10 protein-coding genes are annotated in these 16,316 nt (G+C 62.3%); 9 read left to right on the top strand and 1 reads right to left on the bottom strand.

Annotated features, from left to right (window positions below):
- Positions 1-118 precede the first annotated feature (118 nt).
- The 6 genes from ACMI1Q_RS03550 to ACMI1Q_RS03575 all read left to right on the top strand — a co-directional run bounded on the left by ACMI1Q_RS03550 (position 119) and on the right by ACMI1Q_RS03575 (position 9,456).
- Complete coding sequence (locus tag ACMI1Q_RS03550) at positions 119-862, top strand: isoprenyl transferase (RefSeq protein ID WP_419502832.1); 744 nt, start codon at positions 119-121, stop codon at positions 860-862.
- 25 nt (positions 863-887) lie between these two features.
- Positions 888-1,730: a phosphatidate cytidylyltransferase gene (locus ACMI1Q_RS03555; protein ID WP_394979923.1), complete on the top strand. Its 843-nt coding sequence runs from the start codon at positions 888-890 to the stop codon at positions 1,728-1,730.
- 21 nt (positions 1,731-1,751) lie between these two features.
- Complete coding sequence (gene dxr / locus ACMI1Q_RS03560; RefSeq protein WP_419067319.1) at positions 1,752-2,906, top strand: 1-deoxy-D-xylulose-5-phosphate reductoisomerase; 1,155 nt, start codon at positions 1,752-1,754, stop codon at positions 2,904-2,906.
- Positions 2,907-2,955: 49 nt separating this feature from the next.
- Positions 2,956-4,026: an RIP metalloprotease RseP gene (rseP, locus tag ACMI1Q_RS03565; RefSeq protein ID WP_419502833.1), complete on the top strand. Its 1,071-nt coding sequence runs from the start codon at positions 2,956-2,958 to the stop codon at positions 4,024-4,026.
- Between the two features lie 21 nt (positions 4,027-4,047).
- Positions 4,048-5,091: a flavodoxin-dependent (E)-4-hydroxy-3-methylbut-2-enyl-diphosphate synthase gene (gene ispG, locus ACMI1Q_RS03570; protein WP_419502834.1), complete on the top strand. Its 1,044-nt coding sequence runs from the start codon at positions 4,048-4,050 to the stop codon at positions 5,089-5,091.
- A gap of 81 nt (positions 5,092-5,172) precedes the next feature.
- Positions 5,173-9,456, top strand: a complete 4,284-nt coding sequence (locus ACMI1Q_RS03575; protein ID WP_419502835.1) for a PolC-type DNA polymerase III — start codon at positions 5,173-5,175, stop codon at positions 9,454-9,456.
- A 78-nt stretch (positions 9,457-9,534) separates the two neighbouring features.
- On the opposite strand, the gene ACMI1Q_RS03580 is transcribed toward ACMI1Q_RS03575, so the two are convergent.
- Positions 9,535-10,491, bottom strand: coding sequence for an RluA family pseudouridine synthase (locus tag ACMI1Q_RS03580; protein ID WP_419502836.1), 957 nt, complete (start codon positions 10,489-10,491; stop codon positions 9,535-9,537).
- Between the two features lie 95 nt (positions 10,492-10,586).
- Between ACMI1Q_RS03580 and ACMI1Q_RS03585 the strand changes: the two genes are divergently transcribed.
- The 3 genes from ACMI1Q_RS03585 to uvrA are packed head-to-tail and all read left to right on the top strand — an operon-like array spanning position 10,587 to position 16,224.
- Entirely contained in the window at positions 10,587-11,366 is a 780-nt protein-coding gene (locus ACMI1Q_RS03585) for a JAB domain-containing protein (RefSeq protein ID WP_419502837.1), read from the top strand.
- Positions 11,353-13,362 carry an excinuclease ABC subunit UvrB gene (uvrB, locus tag ACMI1Q_RS03590; protein ID WP_394979930.1) on the top strand — a complete coding sequence of 670 codons (2,010 nt, stop codon included), beginning with the start codon at positions 11,353-11,355 and terminating at the stop codon, positions 13,360-13,362. Before ACMI1Q_RS03585 ends, uvrB begins: the two co-directional genes overlap by 14 nt.
- 27 nt (positions 13,363-13,389) lie before the next feature.
- The gene (uvrA, locus tag ACMI1Q_RS03595; RefSeq protein ID WP_419502838.1) at positions 13,390-16,224 is read left to right on the top strand and encodes an excinuclease ABC subunit UvrA; all 2,835 of its coding nucleotides are present in this window, start codon (positions 13,390-13,392) and stop codon (positions 16,222-16,224) included.
- The last annotated feature ends 92 nt before the right edge of the window (positions 16,225-16,316 follow it).

Consider the following 16,316-nt stretch of genomic DNA (forward strand, 5'->3'; position numbering starts at 1 on the left):
AAGAGGAACTGATGGCGGTGTAAAGGCTGACCCCTGCACACCGATTGCGGTGCGGAGCGAATCGCTCCGCACCGTCCTATTCTGGGAAACCGCCGAAGGAAGCAAAGGGAGTTAACCGATGCCACTGTTTAAACCCAAGGAGGACACCGCCGCGCTGGTGGACTTCGACAAGCTGCCCCGGCACGTGGCCATCATTATGGACGGCAACGGCCGCTGGGCCAAGCGGCGGGGCCTGCCCCGCACCGCGGGCCACAAAAAGGGGGCCGAAGTCTTTCAGGACATCACCCGCTACTGCAACCAGCTGGGGGTGGAGTCGGTGACCTTCTACGCCTTTTCCACCGAGAACTGGCGCCGCCCCCAGGACGAGGTGGGCGCCATCATGAAACTGTTCGGCGAGTATCTTGTCAAAGCCTTCGATTACCAGAAAGAGAACAACCGCGTGGTGTTCCTTGGCGACCGCTCGGTGCTGGAGCTCCGGCATCAGCAGCTGATGGACGAGATCGAGACCAAGACCGCCGGCAACACCGGCATGACGCTGAACATCGCCGTGAACTACGGCGGACGGCCCGAGATCGTTCGGGCGGCCCGGCAGCTGGCCGAGCTGGTGAAAGAGGGCAAGCTGGAACCGCAGGACATCACCGAAGAGATGATGAGCGACCACATGTACACTCGCGGCCAGAAAGACCCGGACTTCATCCTGCGGCCCAGCGGCGAAAAGCGCCTGTCCAACTTCATGCTCTGGCAGGCGGCCTATTCGGAACTGGTGGAGATGGACGTTCTCTGGCCCGACTTCACCCGGGCGGATCTGGATGCCGCCATACTGGAATTCTGTCACCGCAGCCGTCGTTTCGGCGGCATCTGACTGCGGAAAAAGGGGGAGAATTTCAATGAAAACACGGATCATCACCTCTATCTTCGGGCTTGCCCTGCTGGCGGTGGTTCTGTGCCTGTTCAACACACCGGTCTTTGAGATCGTGGTCGCCCTGATCTGCCTGATCGCCGTGCATGAGATCTATGAGGCGTTCGATCTTGGCAAGCGCGGCCCTTGGGTCTTCGGAGGCTTTTCGGTGTACACGGTGCTGCTGATCCTGTCCGCGGCGGCGCCGGAAAAACTGCTGATCGCGCCTATCAGCTTTCTTTTTGTGCTATATCTGGCGATATGCCTCATATGGTTTAACCAGAACCTGAACGTCGCCCGCCTCAGCGGCGTGTGCGCCGTGGGCGTGGTCATCTGGACCGCCTTCTATTCGCTGGTCTTCATCAAGGCCCGGCTGCCGGTGGAAGAATACGGCTATGAAGCGGTGTACCTCATCCTCATGGCGCTGGCCTTCGCCTGGGGCGGCGACACCTTCGCCTACTTCACCGGGCGGTTGTTCGGCAAGCACAAGCTGGCCCCGCTGGTGAGCCCTCACAAGACGGTGGAGGGCGCCATCGGCGGCATCCTGGGCTCCGGCGTGGTGGGTGTGCTGTGCACCCTGGCCGCCCGCGGGCTCACCGGCCATGCTGCGGGCAGCATGTTCGGCTATATCGCGGTGTTCCTGCTGGGCATGGGCTGTTCGGTGCTGGGCATCCTGGGCGACCTTTTCGCTTCGGCTATCAAGCGCCAGCTGGGCATCAAGGACTACGGCACCATCTTCCCGGGCCATGGCGGCATCATGGACCGGTTCGACAGCGTGCTGTTCATCACCCCGCTGGTGGCCCTGGCCGTCTGGTTCAGGACCATGATGTGAAATTTCACGGAGGAAAGAGCTATGGCAAAAAGCATCACGCTGCTGGGCTCCACCGGCTCCATCGGCACCCAGAGCCTGGACGTGGCCCGCAGCCAGGGATATGAGGTCCGGGCACTGGCCGCCAATTCCAGCGTGGATAAACTGCTGGAGCAGATCGAAGAATTTCATCCCCGCTATGTGGCGGTGGCAGACCCCGCGGCCTGTCAGAAACTCAAAGGTGCCCTTGCGGGCCGCGCGAACGCGCCCAAGGTGCTGGAAGGCGCCGAGGGCATCGTGACCCTGGCCGGTATGGGCGAGGCGGATGTGGTGCTCAACGCTGTGGTGGGCATCGCCGGCCTGGGGGCCACCCTCGCGGCGCTGGAAAGCGGCTGTGACGTGGCCCTGGCCAACAAGGAAAGCCTTGTCACCGGCGGCTATCTTGTGACAAAAGCGGCGGAAAGCCACAATGCGAAGCTTCTGCCGGTGGACAGTGAACATTCCGCCATTTTCCAGTGCCTGCAGGACGCTCATTCCGCCAAAGCTCTCACCAAGATCCTGCTCACTGCCTCCGGCGGCCCCTTCTTCGGAATGAAGAAGGAGGAGCTGGCGGGCAAGACCAAGGCGGACGCCCTCAAGCATCCCAACTGGAACATGGGCGCCAAGATCACCATCGACTCTGCCACCCTGATGAACAAGGGCCTGGAGCTGATCGAGGCGGTGTGGCTGTTCGGCCTGCCGCCCGAAAAGGTGCAGGTGGTGGTGCAGCGCCAGAGCATCATTCACTCCATGGTGCAGTTCAGCGACAATTCCATCCTGGCGCAGCTGGGCGTGCCGGATATGCGCATCCCCATCCAGTACGCCCTGACCTGGCCTGAGCGGGCCCCCGGCTGTGCCCCGGAACTTGATTTCACCACCCTCAAGTCCATCACTTTCGATGTGGCGGACGAGGAGACCTTCCGCTGCCTTGCCGCCTGCAAAAAGGCCATCGCCAAGGGCGGCCTTGGCCCCTGCGCCGCCAACGGCGCCAACGAGGAGGCCGTGCGCCTGTTCCTGGAGGACAAGATCGGCTTTTTGGACATCGGCCGTCTGGTGGAGGCAGTGGTGGACAGCGACTCCTTCGGCGGCGGCTACACCCTCGCCGATGTGTACGAGTGTGACCGCATGGCCCGTGCCTTTGTGCAAAGTCATCTGACTTGACAGGGGAGAGAGCCTGCGAGTAAATAAGAAAGCGAGCAAACAAGGGCATATGTCAATTCTGATCACGACCGTCGTTTCGGTGTTCATCTTTGGTCTGGTGGTGATGATCCACGAACTGGGCCATTTCGTATGCGCGAAAAAGGCGGGCATCCAGGTCAACGAGTTTTCCATCGGCATGGGGCCTGCGCTGTTCAGCCGGGTGAAAAACGGAACACGGTACAGCATCCGCGCACTGCCTGTGGGCGGCTATGTGAGCATGGACGGGGAGGACGAAGAGCTTTCGGAGGATGAGCAGTTCATCGACCCGGACCTGCCGCCGGAGGCGAAGACCGGCCTGCCCTTTCCCAAGGTCAAGGTTTGGAAACGCATCATCGTGGTGGCTGCCGGCGCGGTGATGAATCTGGTGCTGGGCTTTGTGGTCCTGCTGATCCTGTTCTCCGGCAGCGACACTCTCGCCAGCCGCACTGTGGCGCTGGTGGAGGAAGGCTCCGCAGTGGAGGCCTCCGGCCTGCAGGTGGGAGACGAGATTTTGGCCATCAACGGCCGCCGCTGCTTTGTGGCCAACGATATTATATACGAGTTACAGCGCAGCGAGGACTTCACCGCCGACTTCACCGTGAAGCGGAACGGTGAAAAAGTGCAGATCGACGACGTCCATTTTGACCAGGTGCAAAACGGCGACAGCGTCACTATGAACATGGGCTTCAAGGTCTATGCGCTGGAAAAAACACCGCTGAACGTCATCGGGCAGGCCTTCGACTACACCCTGTTCTACGCCCGGCTGGTGTTTCGCTCTCTGGTGGACCTGGTGACCCAGCGGGTCAGCGTGACCGAGCTCTCCGGCCCGGTGGGCATCGTCAGCGCCATCAATCAGGCGGCGGGCATGGGCATTTCCGAGGTGCTCAGCCTGTTGGCGCTGCTCACCGTGAACCTGGGCATCTTCAATCTGCTGCCCTTCCCGGCGCTGGACGGCGGCAAGCTGGTGTTCCTTTTCATCGAGGGCATCTTCCGCCGCCCGCTGCCCAAAAAGTTTGAGATATGGGTGAACATGGCGGGGCTCTTCTTCCTGTTCGCTGTGATGATCTTTGCCACCTTCAACGACATCACCCGGTTGTTTTAAATAAGAAAAGAGGGAAAAAACATGCGCAAGGTCAAGCGTGAAGTGACCATCGGCAACCTCACCATCGGCGGCCACAACCCTGTGGCGGTGCAGACCATGCTCAACGTGCGCGCCGACGACGTGGCAGGCAACGTTGCCCAGGCGGTGCGGGTGGCCGAGGCGGGCTGCCAGATCGTGCGGGTGAGCGTGCCCACCCTGGAGGATGTGCGCCTCATCGAAGCCATCAAGAACGCCGTGGACATCCCCCTCGTGGCGGACATCCACTTCAACCACCGCATCGCTCTGGCCTGTGTGGACGCGGGGGTGGACAAGATCCGCCTGAACCCCGGCAACATCGGCGGCGACGACCACGTGAAAGAGGTGGCCGCCGCCTGCAAGGCGAAGAACATCCCCATCCGCATTGGGGTGAACGCCGGCAGCCTGGAAAAAGAGGTGCTGGCCAAGTACGGCGCGCCGGTGCCCGAAGCGCTGGTGGAAAGCGCCATGTACCACGTCTCTCTGCTGGAAAAATACGATTTTGACAACATCGTCATCTCCATCAAGTCCAGCAATGTGCCCCGTATGATGGAGGCCTACCGCCTTTTGAGCGAGCGGTGCGACTACCCGCTGCATGTGGGCGTCACCGAGGCGGGCACCTACCGCATGGGCCTCATCAAGTCCGGCATGGGCATCGGCGGCCTTCTGATGGAGGGCATCGGCGACACCCTGCGGGTCTCCTTGACCGACGAGCCGGAAAAAGAGGTGCAGGCGGGCTTTGACATCCTGCGGGCCGCCGGCCACGCCGTGGGCGGGCCGGAGATCATCAGCTGCCCCACCTGCGGGCGCACCAACATCCCGGTGGCCAAAATCGCCGACGAGGTGGAACAGCGCCTCAAGGGCTACAAAAAGCCCATCAAGGTGGCCGTGATGGGCTGCGTTGTCAACGGCCCCGGCGAGGCCCGGGAGGCGGACATCGGCATCGCCGGCGGCAAGGACGAGGCGCTGCTGTTCATCCGCGGCGAGAAGATCCGGATGCTGCGGGGCGACATCGTTGGCCAGCTGGTGGACGAAATTTACAAGCTGTAAGAGCTGCTTTATCTGCCTGCGGGCGGGGCTTTTGCCCTGCCCGCGGGCTGCGCTTTGTCACAAGGAAAGGGAGAAAGACCATTGAAGCCATTGGTGAGCCAGCTGTGGCCGCAGTTCAATGCCGACGAGACCTTTGCCCGCTGTTTTGCGGGGGTGCTCGTGGAGCAGGTGGAACTGCTGCGCATCAGCCGAAAACTGAAGATAAGCCTGCGCAGCGCGGCGCCTCTGCCGATCGAGTTGTGCGGGCGTCTCTGCGCGTCACTTGCGCCCCAGTTTGAAGGGCTGGAACTGATGGTGTGCAACTATTTCCCCTTTGAGACCATCACCGAAGAGAGCCTGCGGGCGATGATAGACGAGCTGCGCAGCGAAGGGCTGCCGGTGAACGGTTTTCTGGACCACGCCTCTTTTGCGCTGCAGGGCACCCAGCTGACCATCACAGTGCCGGTGGGCAAGAACATCCTGGATGGCATCGATTTTGGCAGCACCCTGGCCAAGCTGGTGGAACAGCGCACCGGCGTGCTGCCCACCGTCACGCTGGAACAGAACAGTTCCGTGAGCGCCGACGAATGGGAGAAGCGCGTGATGCAGAAGGCGCCCGCGCCCCGCTTTGAGGAGAAGAAACAGCCGCCCGATTTCAAGATACCGGGCCTCGACCTCACCGACAAGCCGGTGAGCGTGTTCCACGGCAAGAACTTCAAGCCGAACAATGTCACCCCGCTCAAGGACCTGGGCAGCGACAGCGGCAAGGTCACCATCTGGGGCGATGTGTTCGCCGTGGAGGTCAAGGGCAACTTCCAGAAGAGCTACATCGTGTCCATCACCGACTACACCGGCTCCATCAGCCTGAAACTGCGCAGCCGGGACGGCGAGGATTATTCCAAGTGGGAAGAAGTGAAGAAGGGGACCACCCTCGTGCTGAAGGGCGAGTGCGCCTATGACAAGTACGAGCACGACTATGTGGTGTATCCATATGACGTGCTGCAGGTGGAGCGCAAAAAGCGGGAGGACAACGCCCCCCAAAAGCGCGTGGAGCTGCACCTGCACACCAAGCTCTCCAGCATGGACGGCTTCTGCGACCCGGGCGAGATCGTCCGCACCGCCCACCGCATGGGCCACCGGGCCATCGCCATCACCGACCACGGCGTCTGCCAGGGCTTCCCCGAGGCGATGCTGGCCGCCGAGGCCATCCGCAAAAGCGACCCGGACTTCAAGCTCATCTACGGCTGCGAGGCCTATTTTGTGGACGATATGGTGCCGGTGGTCTATGGCGAAGCGGCCGGGCCGCTGTCCGGTAGCTTTGTGATCTACGACACCGAGACCACCGGCCTCGACCCCAAGACCGAGGCCCTCACCGAGATCGGCGCGGTGCTGGTGGAGAACGGCGGGATAACGGCGACCTTCGGCACCTTTGTGAACCCCGGCAAACCCATCCCGCCCAAAGTCGTGGAGCTCACCGGCATCAACGACGCCATGGTGGCCGACGCACCGGGCCCGGACGAGGCCATCAAACAGTTCATGGAGTTCGCGGGCGACCGGGTGCTTATTGCCCACAACGCCCATAACTTTGATATGCGCTTCATGCGTGCGGCGGCGGAAAAGGCCGGCCTGCGGCTGGAGAATTCCTACATCGACACCCTGCCTCTGGCCCAGAACCTCTATCACGGCCTGCGCAACTACAAGCTGGACACCATCAACGACCACCTTGAAATTGAGCCCTTCAACCACCACCGCGCGGTGGACGACGCCATGGCTCTGGCAAAAATCTTCTGCAAGATGCTGGAGGATTTGGCCCTCAAAGGGGTCAAGACGGTGGAGCAGATCAACACCGGCCTGGGCGGCGGAAACACGGCGGTCATCAAAAAGAAGTACTATCACCTCATCATCCTGGTGCGCAACCAGCTGGGCCTGAAAAACCTCTATAAAATCGTCAGCGAGGCCCACACCAAGTATTTCTTCAAAAAACCCCGCGTTCCCCGCAGCGTGCTGGACAAATACAGGGAGGGCCTTATCATTGGTTCTGCCTGTGAGGCTGGTGAACTTTACAGGGCGGTTGTGGAGGGCCGCAGCTTTGAAGAGCTGTGCCGCATCGCGGAATACTACGACTTTTTGGAAGTGCAGCCCCTGGGCAACAACGAGTACATGCTGCGGGAGCACCTGGTGGACTCCATCGAGAAGATACAGGACTTCAACCGCACCATCATCAAGCTGGGCGAAGTGCTGCACAAGCCGGTGGTGGCCACCGGCGACGTGCATTTCCAGGACCCGGAGGACTCGGTCTACCGGGCGGTGCTGCAGGCGGGCAACGGCTTCAAGGACGCCGACAACCAGGCTCCTCTTTACTACCGCACCACTCAGGACATGCTGGACCAGTTCTACTATCTGCCCAAGGACAAGGCATTCGAGATCGTGGTGAAGAACCCGAACAAAATCGCCGACATGTGCGACGGCGGCATCCGGGCCATTCCCAAGGGCACCTTCCCGCCCTCCATCGAGGGCGCGGAGCAGCAGCTGCGCGACGCCACCTGGTCCACCGCCAAAAAGCATTACGGCGACCCATTGCCCGAAATCGTCCAGACCCGCCTGCAGCGGGAGCTGGACTCCATCTGCGGCCACGGTTTCGCCGTGCTGTACGTCATTGCCGTCAAGCTGGTGGCCTACTCCAACGCCGGCGGCTATCAGGTGGGCAGCCGTGGTTCCGTCGGCTCCTCCGCCGTGGCTCACTTCTCGGGCATCTCCGAGGTGAACAGCCTGCCGCCTCACTATCTGTGCCCCAAGTGCCAGTACAGCGAGTTCATCACCGACGGCAGCGTGGCGGACGGCTTCGACCTGCCGGACAAGACCTGCCCCCGCTGCGGCGCGCAGCTCATCGTGGACGGCCACGACATCCCCTTCGAGACCTTCCTGGGTTTCGACGGCGACAAGGAGCCGGATATTGACCTGAACTTCTCTGGCGAGTACCAGAGCCAGGTCCACCGCTACACGGAAGAGCTGTTCGGCAAGGAGTACGTGTTCAAGGCGGGCACTGTGTCCGGCCTGCAGGACAAGACGGCCTACGGTTATGTGAAGAAGTACCTGGAAGAGCGGGGCCGCACGGTGAACCGCGCCGAGGAGAACCGCCTCACCGTGGGTTGCACCGGCGTCAAGCGCACCACCGGCCAGCACCCGGGCGGCATGGTGGTCGTGCCGGACGTGCACGAAATTCAGGACTTCTGCCCCATCCAGCACCCCGCCGACGACAAGGACAAGGGTGTGCTGACCACCCACTTCGAATTCAAATACCTCCACGATACGCTGCTCAAGCTGGACGAGCTGGGCCACGATGTGCCCACCATGTACAAGTATCTGGAGGACATGACCGGCATCCCCATGGACCAGGTGCCCATGAACGACCAGCGGGTCATCAGCCTGCTGGTGAGCACCGAGGCGCTGGGTGTCACCCCGGAGCAGATCGGCAGCCAGACCGGCACCTTCGGCATCCCGGAGCTGGGCACCCCCTTCGTGCGGCAGATGCTCATCGAAGCCCAGCCCAAGAATTTCAGCGATCTGATCCAGATCTCTGGCCTGTCCCACGGCACCGACGTGTGGAACGGCAACGCCCAGGACCTCATCAAAAACCAGATCTGCACCATTTCCGACGTTATCGGCTGCCGTGACAGCATCATGACCTACCTGCTGCACAAGGGTCTGGAACCCAAGCTGGCCTTCAACATCATGGAGCTCACCCGAAAGGGCAAGGTGGCAAAAGGGGGCTTCCCGCCGGGAGCGGAGGAGAAGATGAAGGAGTGCGGCGTGCCGGACTGGTACATGGACTCCTGCCGCAAGATAAAGTACATGTTCCCCAAGGCCCACGCGGTGGCTTACCTCATCGCAGCCATCCGGCTGATGTGGTTCAAGGTCTATCATCCCCAGGCGTTTTACGCCACCTACTTCACCGTGCGCGGCGACGACATCGACTATGAGGCCGCTGTGGGCGGCGTCAAGGTGGCCCAGCAACACCTGCGGGAGGTGGAACAGCGCCTCAAGGAGGAAAAGAAGGCCAAGGATGAGGACATCCAGGTGTCCTTGCAACTGGTGAACGAGATGCTGGCCCGGGGCTATGAGTTCCTGCCCATCGAGCTGGGCAAGAGCCGCGCCGTGCGCTACATGGTGGAGGACGGCAAGGTACGTCTGCCTTTTGCCTCGCTGAAAGGCGTGGGCGAGGCGGCGGCTCAGGCGCTGGAAGCGGCCACCATCAACGGGCAGGAATACCTGTCGGTGGAGGAGCTGCAGCAGGCCTGCGGCGTGTCCAGCGCGGTGATGGAGAACCTGAAAAACGTGGGTGCTCTCGGCGACTTGCCGGACACCAGTCAGGTCAGCTTCTTCTGAAAAAACAAAAAAACGGCGGCCCGTTTCCCAAGGAGGGAGGCGGGCCGCCGTACTTTTTGCAAAAACGGGGAGAAGGGCTTATTTCCTCGCCAGCGAGGCGAATTTGTCCAGAATGGCCGGGTGCTCCAGCCGGATGGTTTTGCCGCTGAGGGCGCAGAGCGTATTTTCCGGCGGCAGCTGGGCAAAGGTGAGGCTCACCGCGCAGAGGGCCTGGATCTTGAAGCCGGTCTTTTCGTTCCACTTGCGGTTGCCGTATTTGATGTCGCCCAGCACCGGCGCGCCCAGAAAGGCAAGATGCGCACGAATCTGGTGGGTGCGCCCCGTCACAAGGCCGACGCGGCAGAGGGCGAAGGGGCCTTCGGTGCGTTCCACCGTCACGTCGGTGATGATCTGCTTGAAGCCCTCGCCGGGCTCTGCCTGCACCTTCACCTTGTTGTTCTTTTCGTCGTGGCGCAGGTAGGCCACATGCCGCCCCGCAGTGGGCACCCCGAAGGTGATAGTCAGGTACTCCTTGCGCACAAGGTCGTCCCGGATGACGGCGTTCATGTCCCGCAAGGCGGCATACGTCTTGGCGCCCACCACCAGCCCTTCGGTGCCCCGGTCCAGCCGGTTACACAGCGCCGGCTTGAAAGAAGCCTCCGCTTGCGGGTCAAACTCGCCTTTTTGGGCAAGATAAGCGATGAAGGCGTCCACAAGGCTGACGTCGCCGGTGCGGTCGCCGTGGCACAGCAGGTGGGCAGGCTTGTAGAGAACGGCAAGGGCCTCGTCCTCATACACCACCTTCAAAGCGGGCATCCGCCGGGCGGGGGCGGATTTTTGGGGCGCGGCGGCAAAGAACTCGTCGTTGATGTAAAGCTCTACCACGTCCCCCTTGCAAAGGCGGTAGTCCGGCGTCTGGCGCTTGCCGTTCACCTTGATGCGCTTGTTGCGGAAACTCTTGTAAAGCAGGCTGGCGGGCAGGCCGGTGGTGACGCTCTCCACAAAGCGGGAAAGCCGCGCTCCGTCCTCGTTTGCGCCGGCGGTAAATTGTTTCAAATCGCTTGGCCCCTCTCTTTAAAATTGCCTGCAAATAGTATATAATAAATCAGATACGGCGTAAAGCGCAAAACAGCAGGAAAGGAGGGTGCAGGATGCCGCAGGAGAAGAGCCTTCACATGAACCACCGCCAGCGGATGCGCAAGCGGTTCGCCCAGCAAGGCGGCTTTTCCGGCTTTGCCGAGCACGAAGTGCTGGAGTACATCCTGTATCTGGCCATTCCCCGCAAGGACACAAATCCTCTGGCCCACCGCCTCATTGAACGCTTCGGCAGCTTGTGCCAGGTGCTGGAGGCCAGCGAGGCCGACATCCTCACCGTGGAGGGAGCGGGGCCGGCGGTGGCCCGGCTGCTCACCACCATGCACGCCGCCAACCGCTACTACAGCCAGAACCGCGCCCGCGCGCCCCGGGCATTTCAAGACCTGGAAGAGGTGGCAGCCTACCTCATCCCGCAGTTTTACGGCGCGGTGACCGAGCAGGTCTACGTTCTGTTTCTGGATGACCGCAACTGCCCCATCAAGCTGCAAAAGGTCACCGAGGGCACTGTGAACGAGGCGGCCATGGCCCGCACTCAAATCGCCCGGCTGGCGGTGCAGTGCCACGCCACCCAGGCTGTGCTGGCTCACAACCACCCGGCAGGGGCGGCGCTGCCCAGTCCCTCCGACATCCAGTTCACCCGGGAGCTGGCCAATGCCCTGGCCAGCCTGGGCATCCGTTTTCTGGACCACATCATCGTGGACAAGGAAGGGGACTACATCTCTTTGCAGCAATCGGGCAGAATGCCCGCCGTGGAGCCGACGCTGATGCAGGGCGTGGCGGGCAGTAAGGAAAAAGCCCTCGAGCAAGGCAAAAAGGAGAACCATGGATCAGTTTAAACTTGTTTCCAGCTATCAGCCCACCGGCGACCAGCCCCAGGCCATCGAAAAACTGGCCGAGGGCATCCTGCGGGGGGACAAGGCCCAGACTCTGCTGGGCGTGACCGGCAGCGGCAAGACCTTTACCATGGCCAACGTCATCGCCAAGGTGAACCGGCCCACACTGGTGCTGGCCCACAATAAAACGCTGGCCGCCCAGCTGTGCACCGAGTTCCGGGAGTTCTTCCCCGAGAACGCGGTGGAATATTTCGTCTCCTACTACGACTACTATCAGCCGGAGGCCTACATTCCTTCCACCGACACCTACATCGAGAAGGACAGTGCCATCAACGACGAGATCGACCGCCTGCGCCACTCCGCCACGGCGGCCCTCTCCGAGCGGCGGGACGTCATCATCGTGGCCAGCGTCTCCTGCATCTACAGCCTGGGCGACCCCATCGACTACCGCAGCATGGTCATCAGTTTGCGGCCCGGCATGCAGATGGACCGGGACGAACTGTGCCGCCGGCTGGTGAAGCTGCAATACGAACGCAACGACATCAATTTCGTACGCAACAAGTTCCGCGTCCGGGGCGACACGGTGGAGATAAACCTTGCCTACGCCAGCGACACCGCAATCCGGGTGGAGTTCTTCGGCGACGAGGTGGACCGCATCAGCGAGATGAACCCCCTCACCGGCGAGCGCAAGAATGTCATCAAGCACGTGGCAATCTTCCCGGCCAGCCACTACATCGTCTCGCCGGAGAAGATGCGCGCCGGCCTTGCCCGCATCCAGGAAGAGATGGACGTTCAGGTGCGCAAGTTCACCGAGGAGGGCAAGCTGCTGGAGGCCCAGCGCATCGCCCAGCGCACCCGTTATGATATGGAGATGCTCCAGGAAGTGGGCATGTGCAAGGGCATCGAGAACTATTCCGCCGTGCTCAGCGGCCGCGCCCCAGGCTCCACCCCCACCACCTTGCTGGACTATTTCCCCAAGGATTTTCTGCTCTTCGTGGACGAGAGCCACGTCATGCTGCCCCAGCTGCGGGCCATGTACGGCGGCGACTATGCCCGCAAGCGCACCCTGGTGGACTACGGTTTCCGCCTGCCCTCCGCCTTTGACAACCGTCCCCTCAAATTCGAGGAGGTGGAAGAAAAGCTGAACCAGATCGTGTTCGTCAGCGCCACCCCCGGCGAATACGAGAGGGAACACAGCACCCAAATTGCCGAACAGGTCATCCGCCCCACCGGCCTTCTGGACCCGCAGATCATCGTGAAACCCGTGGAGGGCCAGATCGAGGACCTGCTGGGCGAGATCAACCTGCGCACCGCCAAAAACGAGCGCGTGCTGGTGACCACCCTCACCAAGAAGATGGCCGAGGATCTGACCGACTTCCTTTCCGAGCACGGTGTAAAGGTGAAATACATGCACCACGAAGTGGACACCTTCGAGCGCATGGAACTCATCAAGGACTTGCGCACCGGCTCCATCGACGTGATCGTGGGCATCAACCTGCTGCGCGAGGGCCTGGACCTGCCGGAAGTGTCGCTGGTGGCCATTCTGGACGCGGACAAGGAGGGCTTTCTGCGCAGTGAGACCAGCCTTGTGCAGACCATCGGCCGCGCGGCCCGCAACGCCGACGGCGTGGTCATCATGTACGCTGATGAGGTCACCCCCAGCATGGAGCGGGCCATCACCGAGACCGAGCGCCGCCGCGCCATCCAGATGGCCTACAACGAGGCCCACGGCATCGTGCCCAAGACCATCGTCAAGAGCATCCGCGAGGGCATCGAGATCAGCGACCACAAGGAGAACGAAAAACTTTCCGGCCACCGCATGAGCAAGGCCGAGAGGGAACAGCTCATCACCCGGCTGACCCGGGAGATGAAGGAGGCGGCGCGTCTGTTGGAGTTCGAGCACGCCGCTTTCCTGCGCGACCGCATCGACCGGCTGCGCCGGGGCGAGAACCCCACCGAGGAGCCGGAAGCGCCCAAGAAGCGCCGGGGCCGCCGCTGAGCAAACTGACCAAGGGAGAGTATATCTGTGAGCAACGATAAAATCGTTATCAAGGGTGCGCGGGAGCACAACCTGAAAAACGTGGACCTGACCATCCCGCGGGACAAGCTGATCGTTATGACCGGCCTGTCCGGGTCGGGCAAGTCCAGCCTCGCCTTCGACACCATCTACGCCGACGGCCAGCGCCGCTATATGGAGAGCCTTTCCAGCTACGCCCGCATGTTCCTGGGCCAGATGGAAAAGCCGGATGTGGACGACATCCAGGGCCTTTCGCCCGCCATCTCCATCGACCAGAAGACCACCAACCGCAACCCCCGGTCCACCGTGGGCACGGTGACGGAAATTTACGACTACCTGCGTCTTTTGTACGCCCGCATCGGCATCCCGCACTGCCCGGTGTGCGGCCGGGTCATCAGCCAGCAGACGGTGGACCAGATGGTGGACGCCGTGCTGGAACTGCCCGCCGGCACCCGCTTCCAGGTGCTGGCGCCGGTGGTGCGCGGCCGCAAGGGCACCCAGCAGAAGGAATTGGACGCCGCCCGCCGGGGTGGCTACGCCCGGGTGCGCATCGACGGGAACATGTACGACCTGGACGAGGAGATCTCTCTGGAAAAGAACAAAAAGCACACGGTGGAGATCGTGGTGGACCGTCTGGTCATCAACGAGAACGTCCACAGCCGTCTTGCCGACAGCCTGGAGACCGCCCTTGCCCTCACCGGCGGGCTGGTCACGGTGGATGTGCCGGGTGGGGAGACCATGCAGTTCAGCCAGAGCTACGCCTGCCCGGAGCACGGTGTGTCGGTGAACGAGCTGGAACCCCGGATGTTCAGCTTCAACAACCCCTTCGGCGCCTGCGAGCGGTGCACCGGCCTCGGCACCTTCATGCGGGTGGACCCGGAGCTCATCATCCCCAACAAGGAGCTCTCCATCCGGGAGGGCGCCATCAAGGCCAGCGGCTGGTACTACGCCGAGGGCTCGGTGAGCGAGATGTACTACGAGGGCCTTGCAAAGCATTATGGCTTTACACTGGATACCCCCATCAAAGACCTGAGCGCCAAGGCGCTGAATGCCCTGCTCTACGGCACCGGCGGCGAGCGCATCGAGATGCACCGGGAGAACGAGTTCGGCTCCGGGCGGTACCTCAACGACTTTGAGGGCATCGTGAACAATCTGGAGCGCCGCTTCCGGGAGACCGGCAGCGAGTGGATGAAAGAGGAGATCGCCACCGTGATGAACGGGGTGGAGTGCCCCGAGTGCCACGGCAAGCGCCTGAAGCCCGCCAGCCTTGCGGTGACGGTGGGCGGCAAGAACATCAGTGACTTCTGCGAGATGAGCGTGCGGCAGGAGCTTCAATTCCTGGACGGGATGGAGCTCACCCATCAGGAGCACCTCATCGGCGACGGAATTTTGAAGGAAGTGCGGGAGCGCCTGGGCTTTCTGCAGAGCGTGGGCCTTGACTATCTGACCCTCTCCCGGGGGGCGTCGGGCCTGTCCGGCGGCGAGAGCCAGCGCATCCGCCTTGCCACCCAGATCGGCAGCGCCCTCACCGGCGTGCTGTATGTGCTGGACGAGCCCAGCATCGGCCTGCACCAGCGGGACAACGACAAGCTCATTGCCACCCTCAAGCGGCTGCGGGATTTGGGCAACACCCTCATCGTGGTGGAGCACGACGAGGATACCATGCGTCAGGCGGACTACATCGTGGACGTGGGCCCCGGCGCGGGCGTTCACGGCGGCGAGATCGTGGCCGCCGGCACGGTGGAGGACATCTGCGCCGCCCCCCGCAGCATCACCGGTGACTATCTCTCCGGGCGTAAGAAGATCGTGGTGCCCGCCACCCGGCGCAAGGGCACCGGCAACAAGCTGCGCATCGTGGGCGCGGCGGAAAACAACCTGCGCAATATCAATGTGGACATTCCCCTGGGGCGGATGGTCTGCGTCACCGGCGTGTCCGGCTCGGGCAAGTCCAGCCTCATCAACGAGGTGTTCTACAAAGCCCTGGCCATGGAGCTGAACGGCGCCAAGCGCCGCCCCGGCAAGTTCAAGGCCATCGAGGGCCTGGAGTATGTGGACAAGGTCATCGGCATCGACCAGGCTCCCATCGGGCGCACCCCCCGCTCCAACCCCGCCACCTACACCGGCGTATTCACCGACATCCGCAATGTCTTTGCCCAGACCCAGGACGCCAAGATGCGGGGCTACGGTCTCGGCCGGTTCAGCTTCAACGTGAAGGGCGGCCGGTGCGAAGCCTGCGAGGGCGACGGCATCGTGCAGATCGAGATGCACTTTTTGCCAGACATCTTCGTGCCCTGCGAGGTGTGCAAGGGCGCGCGCTACAACCGGGAGACGCTGGAAGTCAAGTACAAGGGCAAGAGCATCGCGGACGTGCTGAACATGACGGTGGAGGAGGCCTGCACCTTCTTTGCCAACGTGCCCAAGATCGCCCGCAAGCTGCAAACCTTGATGGACGTGGGCCTTGGTTACATCACCCTGGGCCAGAGCGCCACCACCCTGTCCGGCGGTGAGGCCCAGCGCGTCAAGCTGGCGCTGGAACTGGCCCGCCGGGAGACCGGGCGCACCGTTTATGTGCTGGACGAGCCCAGCACCGGCCTGCATGTGGCGGACGTCCACAAGCTCATCGGCGTGCTGGACCGACTGGTGGAAGGCGGCAACACGGTGGTCATCATCGAGCACAACCTGGACATCATCAAGCGTGCGGACTATATCATCGACCTGGGCCCCGAGGGCGGCAGTGAGGGCGGCACCATCGTGGCCACCGGTACCCCGGAGGAAGTGGCGGAAAACCCCGCCTCCTACACCGGGCGCTACCTCAAACCCATCCTGGAGCGGGACAGGGAGTGAGCGGCACACTTCGCTCTTGTGCGAAACCGCAAAATATAGTATACTGAATCAGTATATCGGCGCGTTTGCCACAAGCAGGGGTGCCGGTCCGT

The organism is Candidatus Allofournierella excrementavium (assembly GCF_048526665.1).
In the GTDB taxonomy this organism is placed as follows: Bacteria; Bacillota; Clostridia; order Oscillospirales; family Ruminococcaceae; genus Allofournierella_A; species Allofournierella_A excrementavium.

Bases quoted from the DNA above. Each gene is read 5' to 3' on its own strand.
- ACMI1Q_RS03550 (WP_419502832.1), top strand. From the start codon at position 119: ATGCCACTGTTTAAACCCAAGGAGGACACCGCCGCGCTGGTGGACTTC.
- ACMI1Q_RS03555 (WP_394979923.1), top strand. From the start codon at position 888: ATGAAAACACGGATCATCACCTCTATCTTCGGGCTTGCCCTGCTGGCG.
- dxr (WP_419067319.1), top strand. From the start codon at position 1,752: ATGGCAAAAAGCATCACGCTGCTGGGCTCCACCGGCTCCATCGGCACC.
- rseP (WP_419502833.1), top strand. From the start codon at position 2,956: ATGTCAATTCTGATCACGACCGTCGTTTCGGTGTTCATCTTTGGTCTG.
- ispG (WP_419502834.1), top strand. From the start codon at position 4,048: ATGCGCAAGGTCAAGCGTGAAGTGACCATCGGCAACCTCACCATCGGC.
- ACMI1Q_RS03585 (WP_419502837.1), top strand. From the start codon at position 10,587: ATGCCGCAGGAGAAGAGCCTTCACATGAACCACCGCCAGCGGATGCGC.
- uvrB (WP_394979930.1), top strand. From the start codon at position 11,353: ATGGATCAGTTTAAACTTGTTTCCAGCTATCAGCCCACCGGCGACCAG.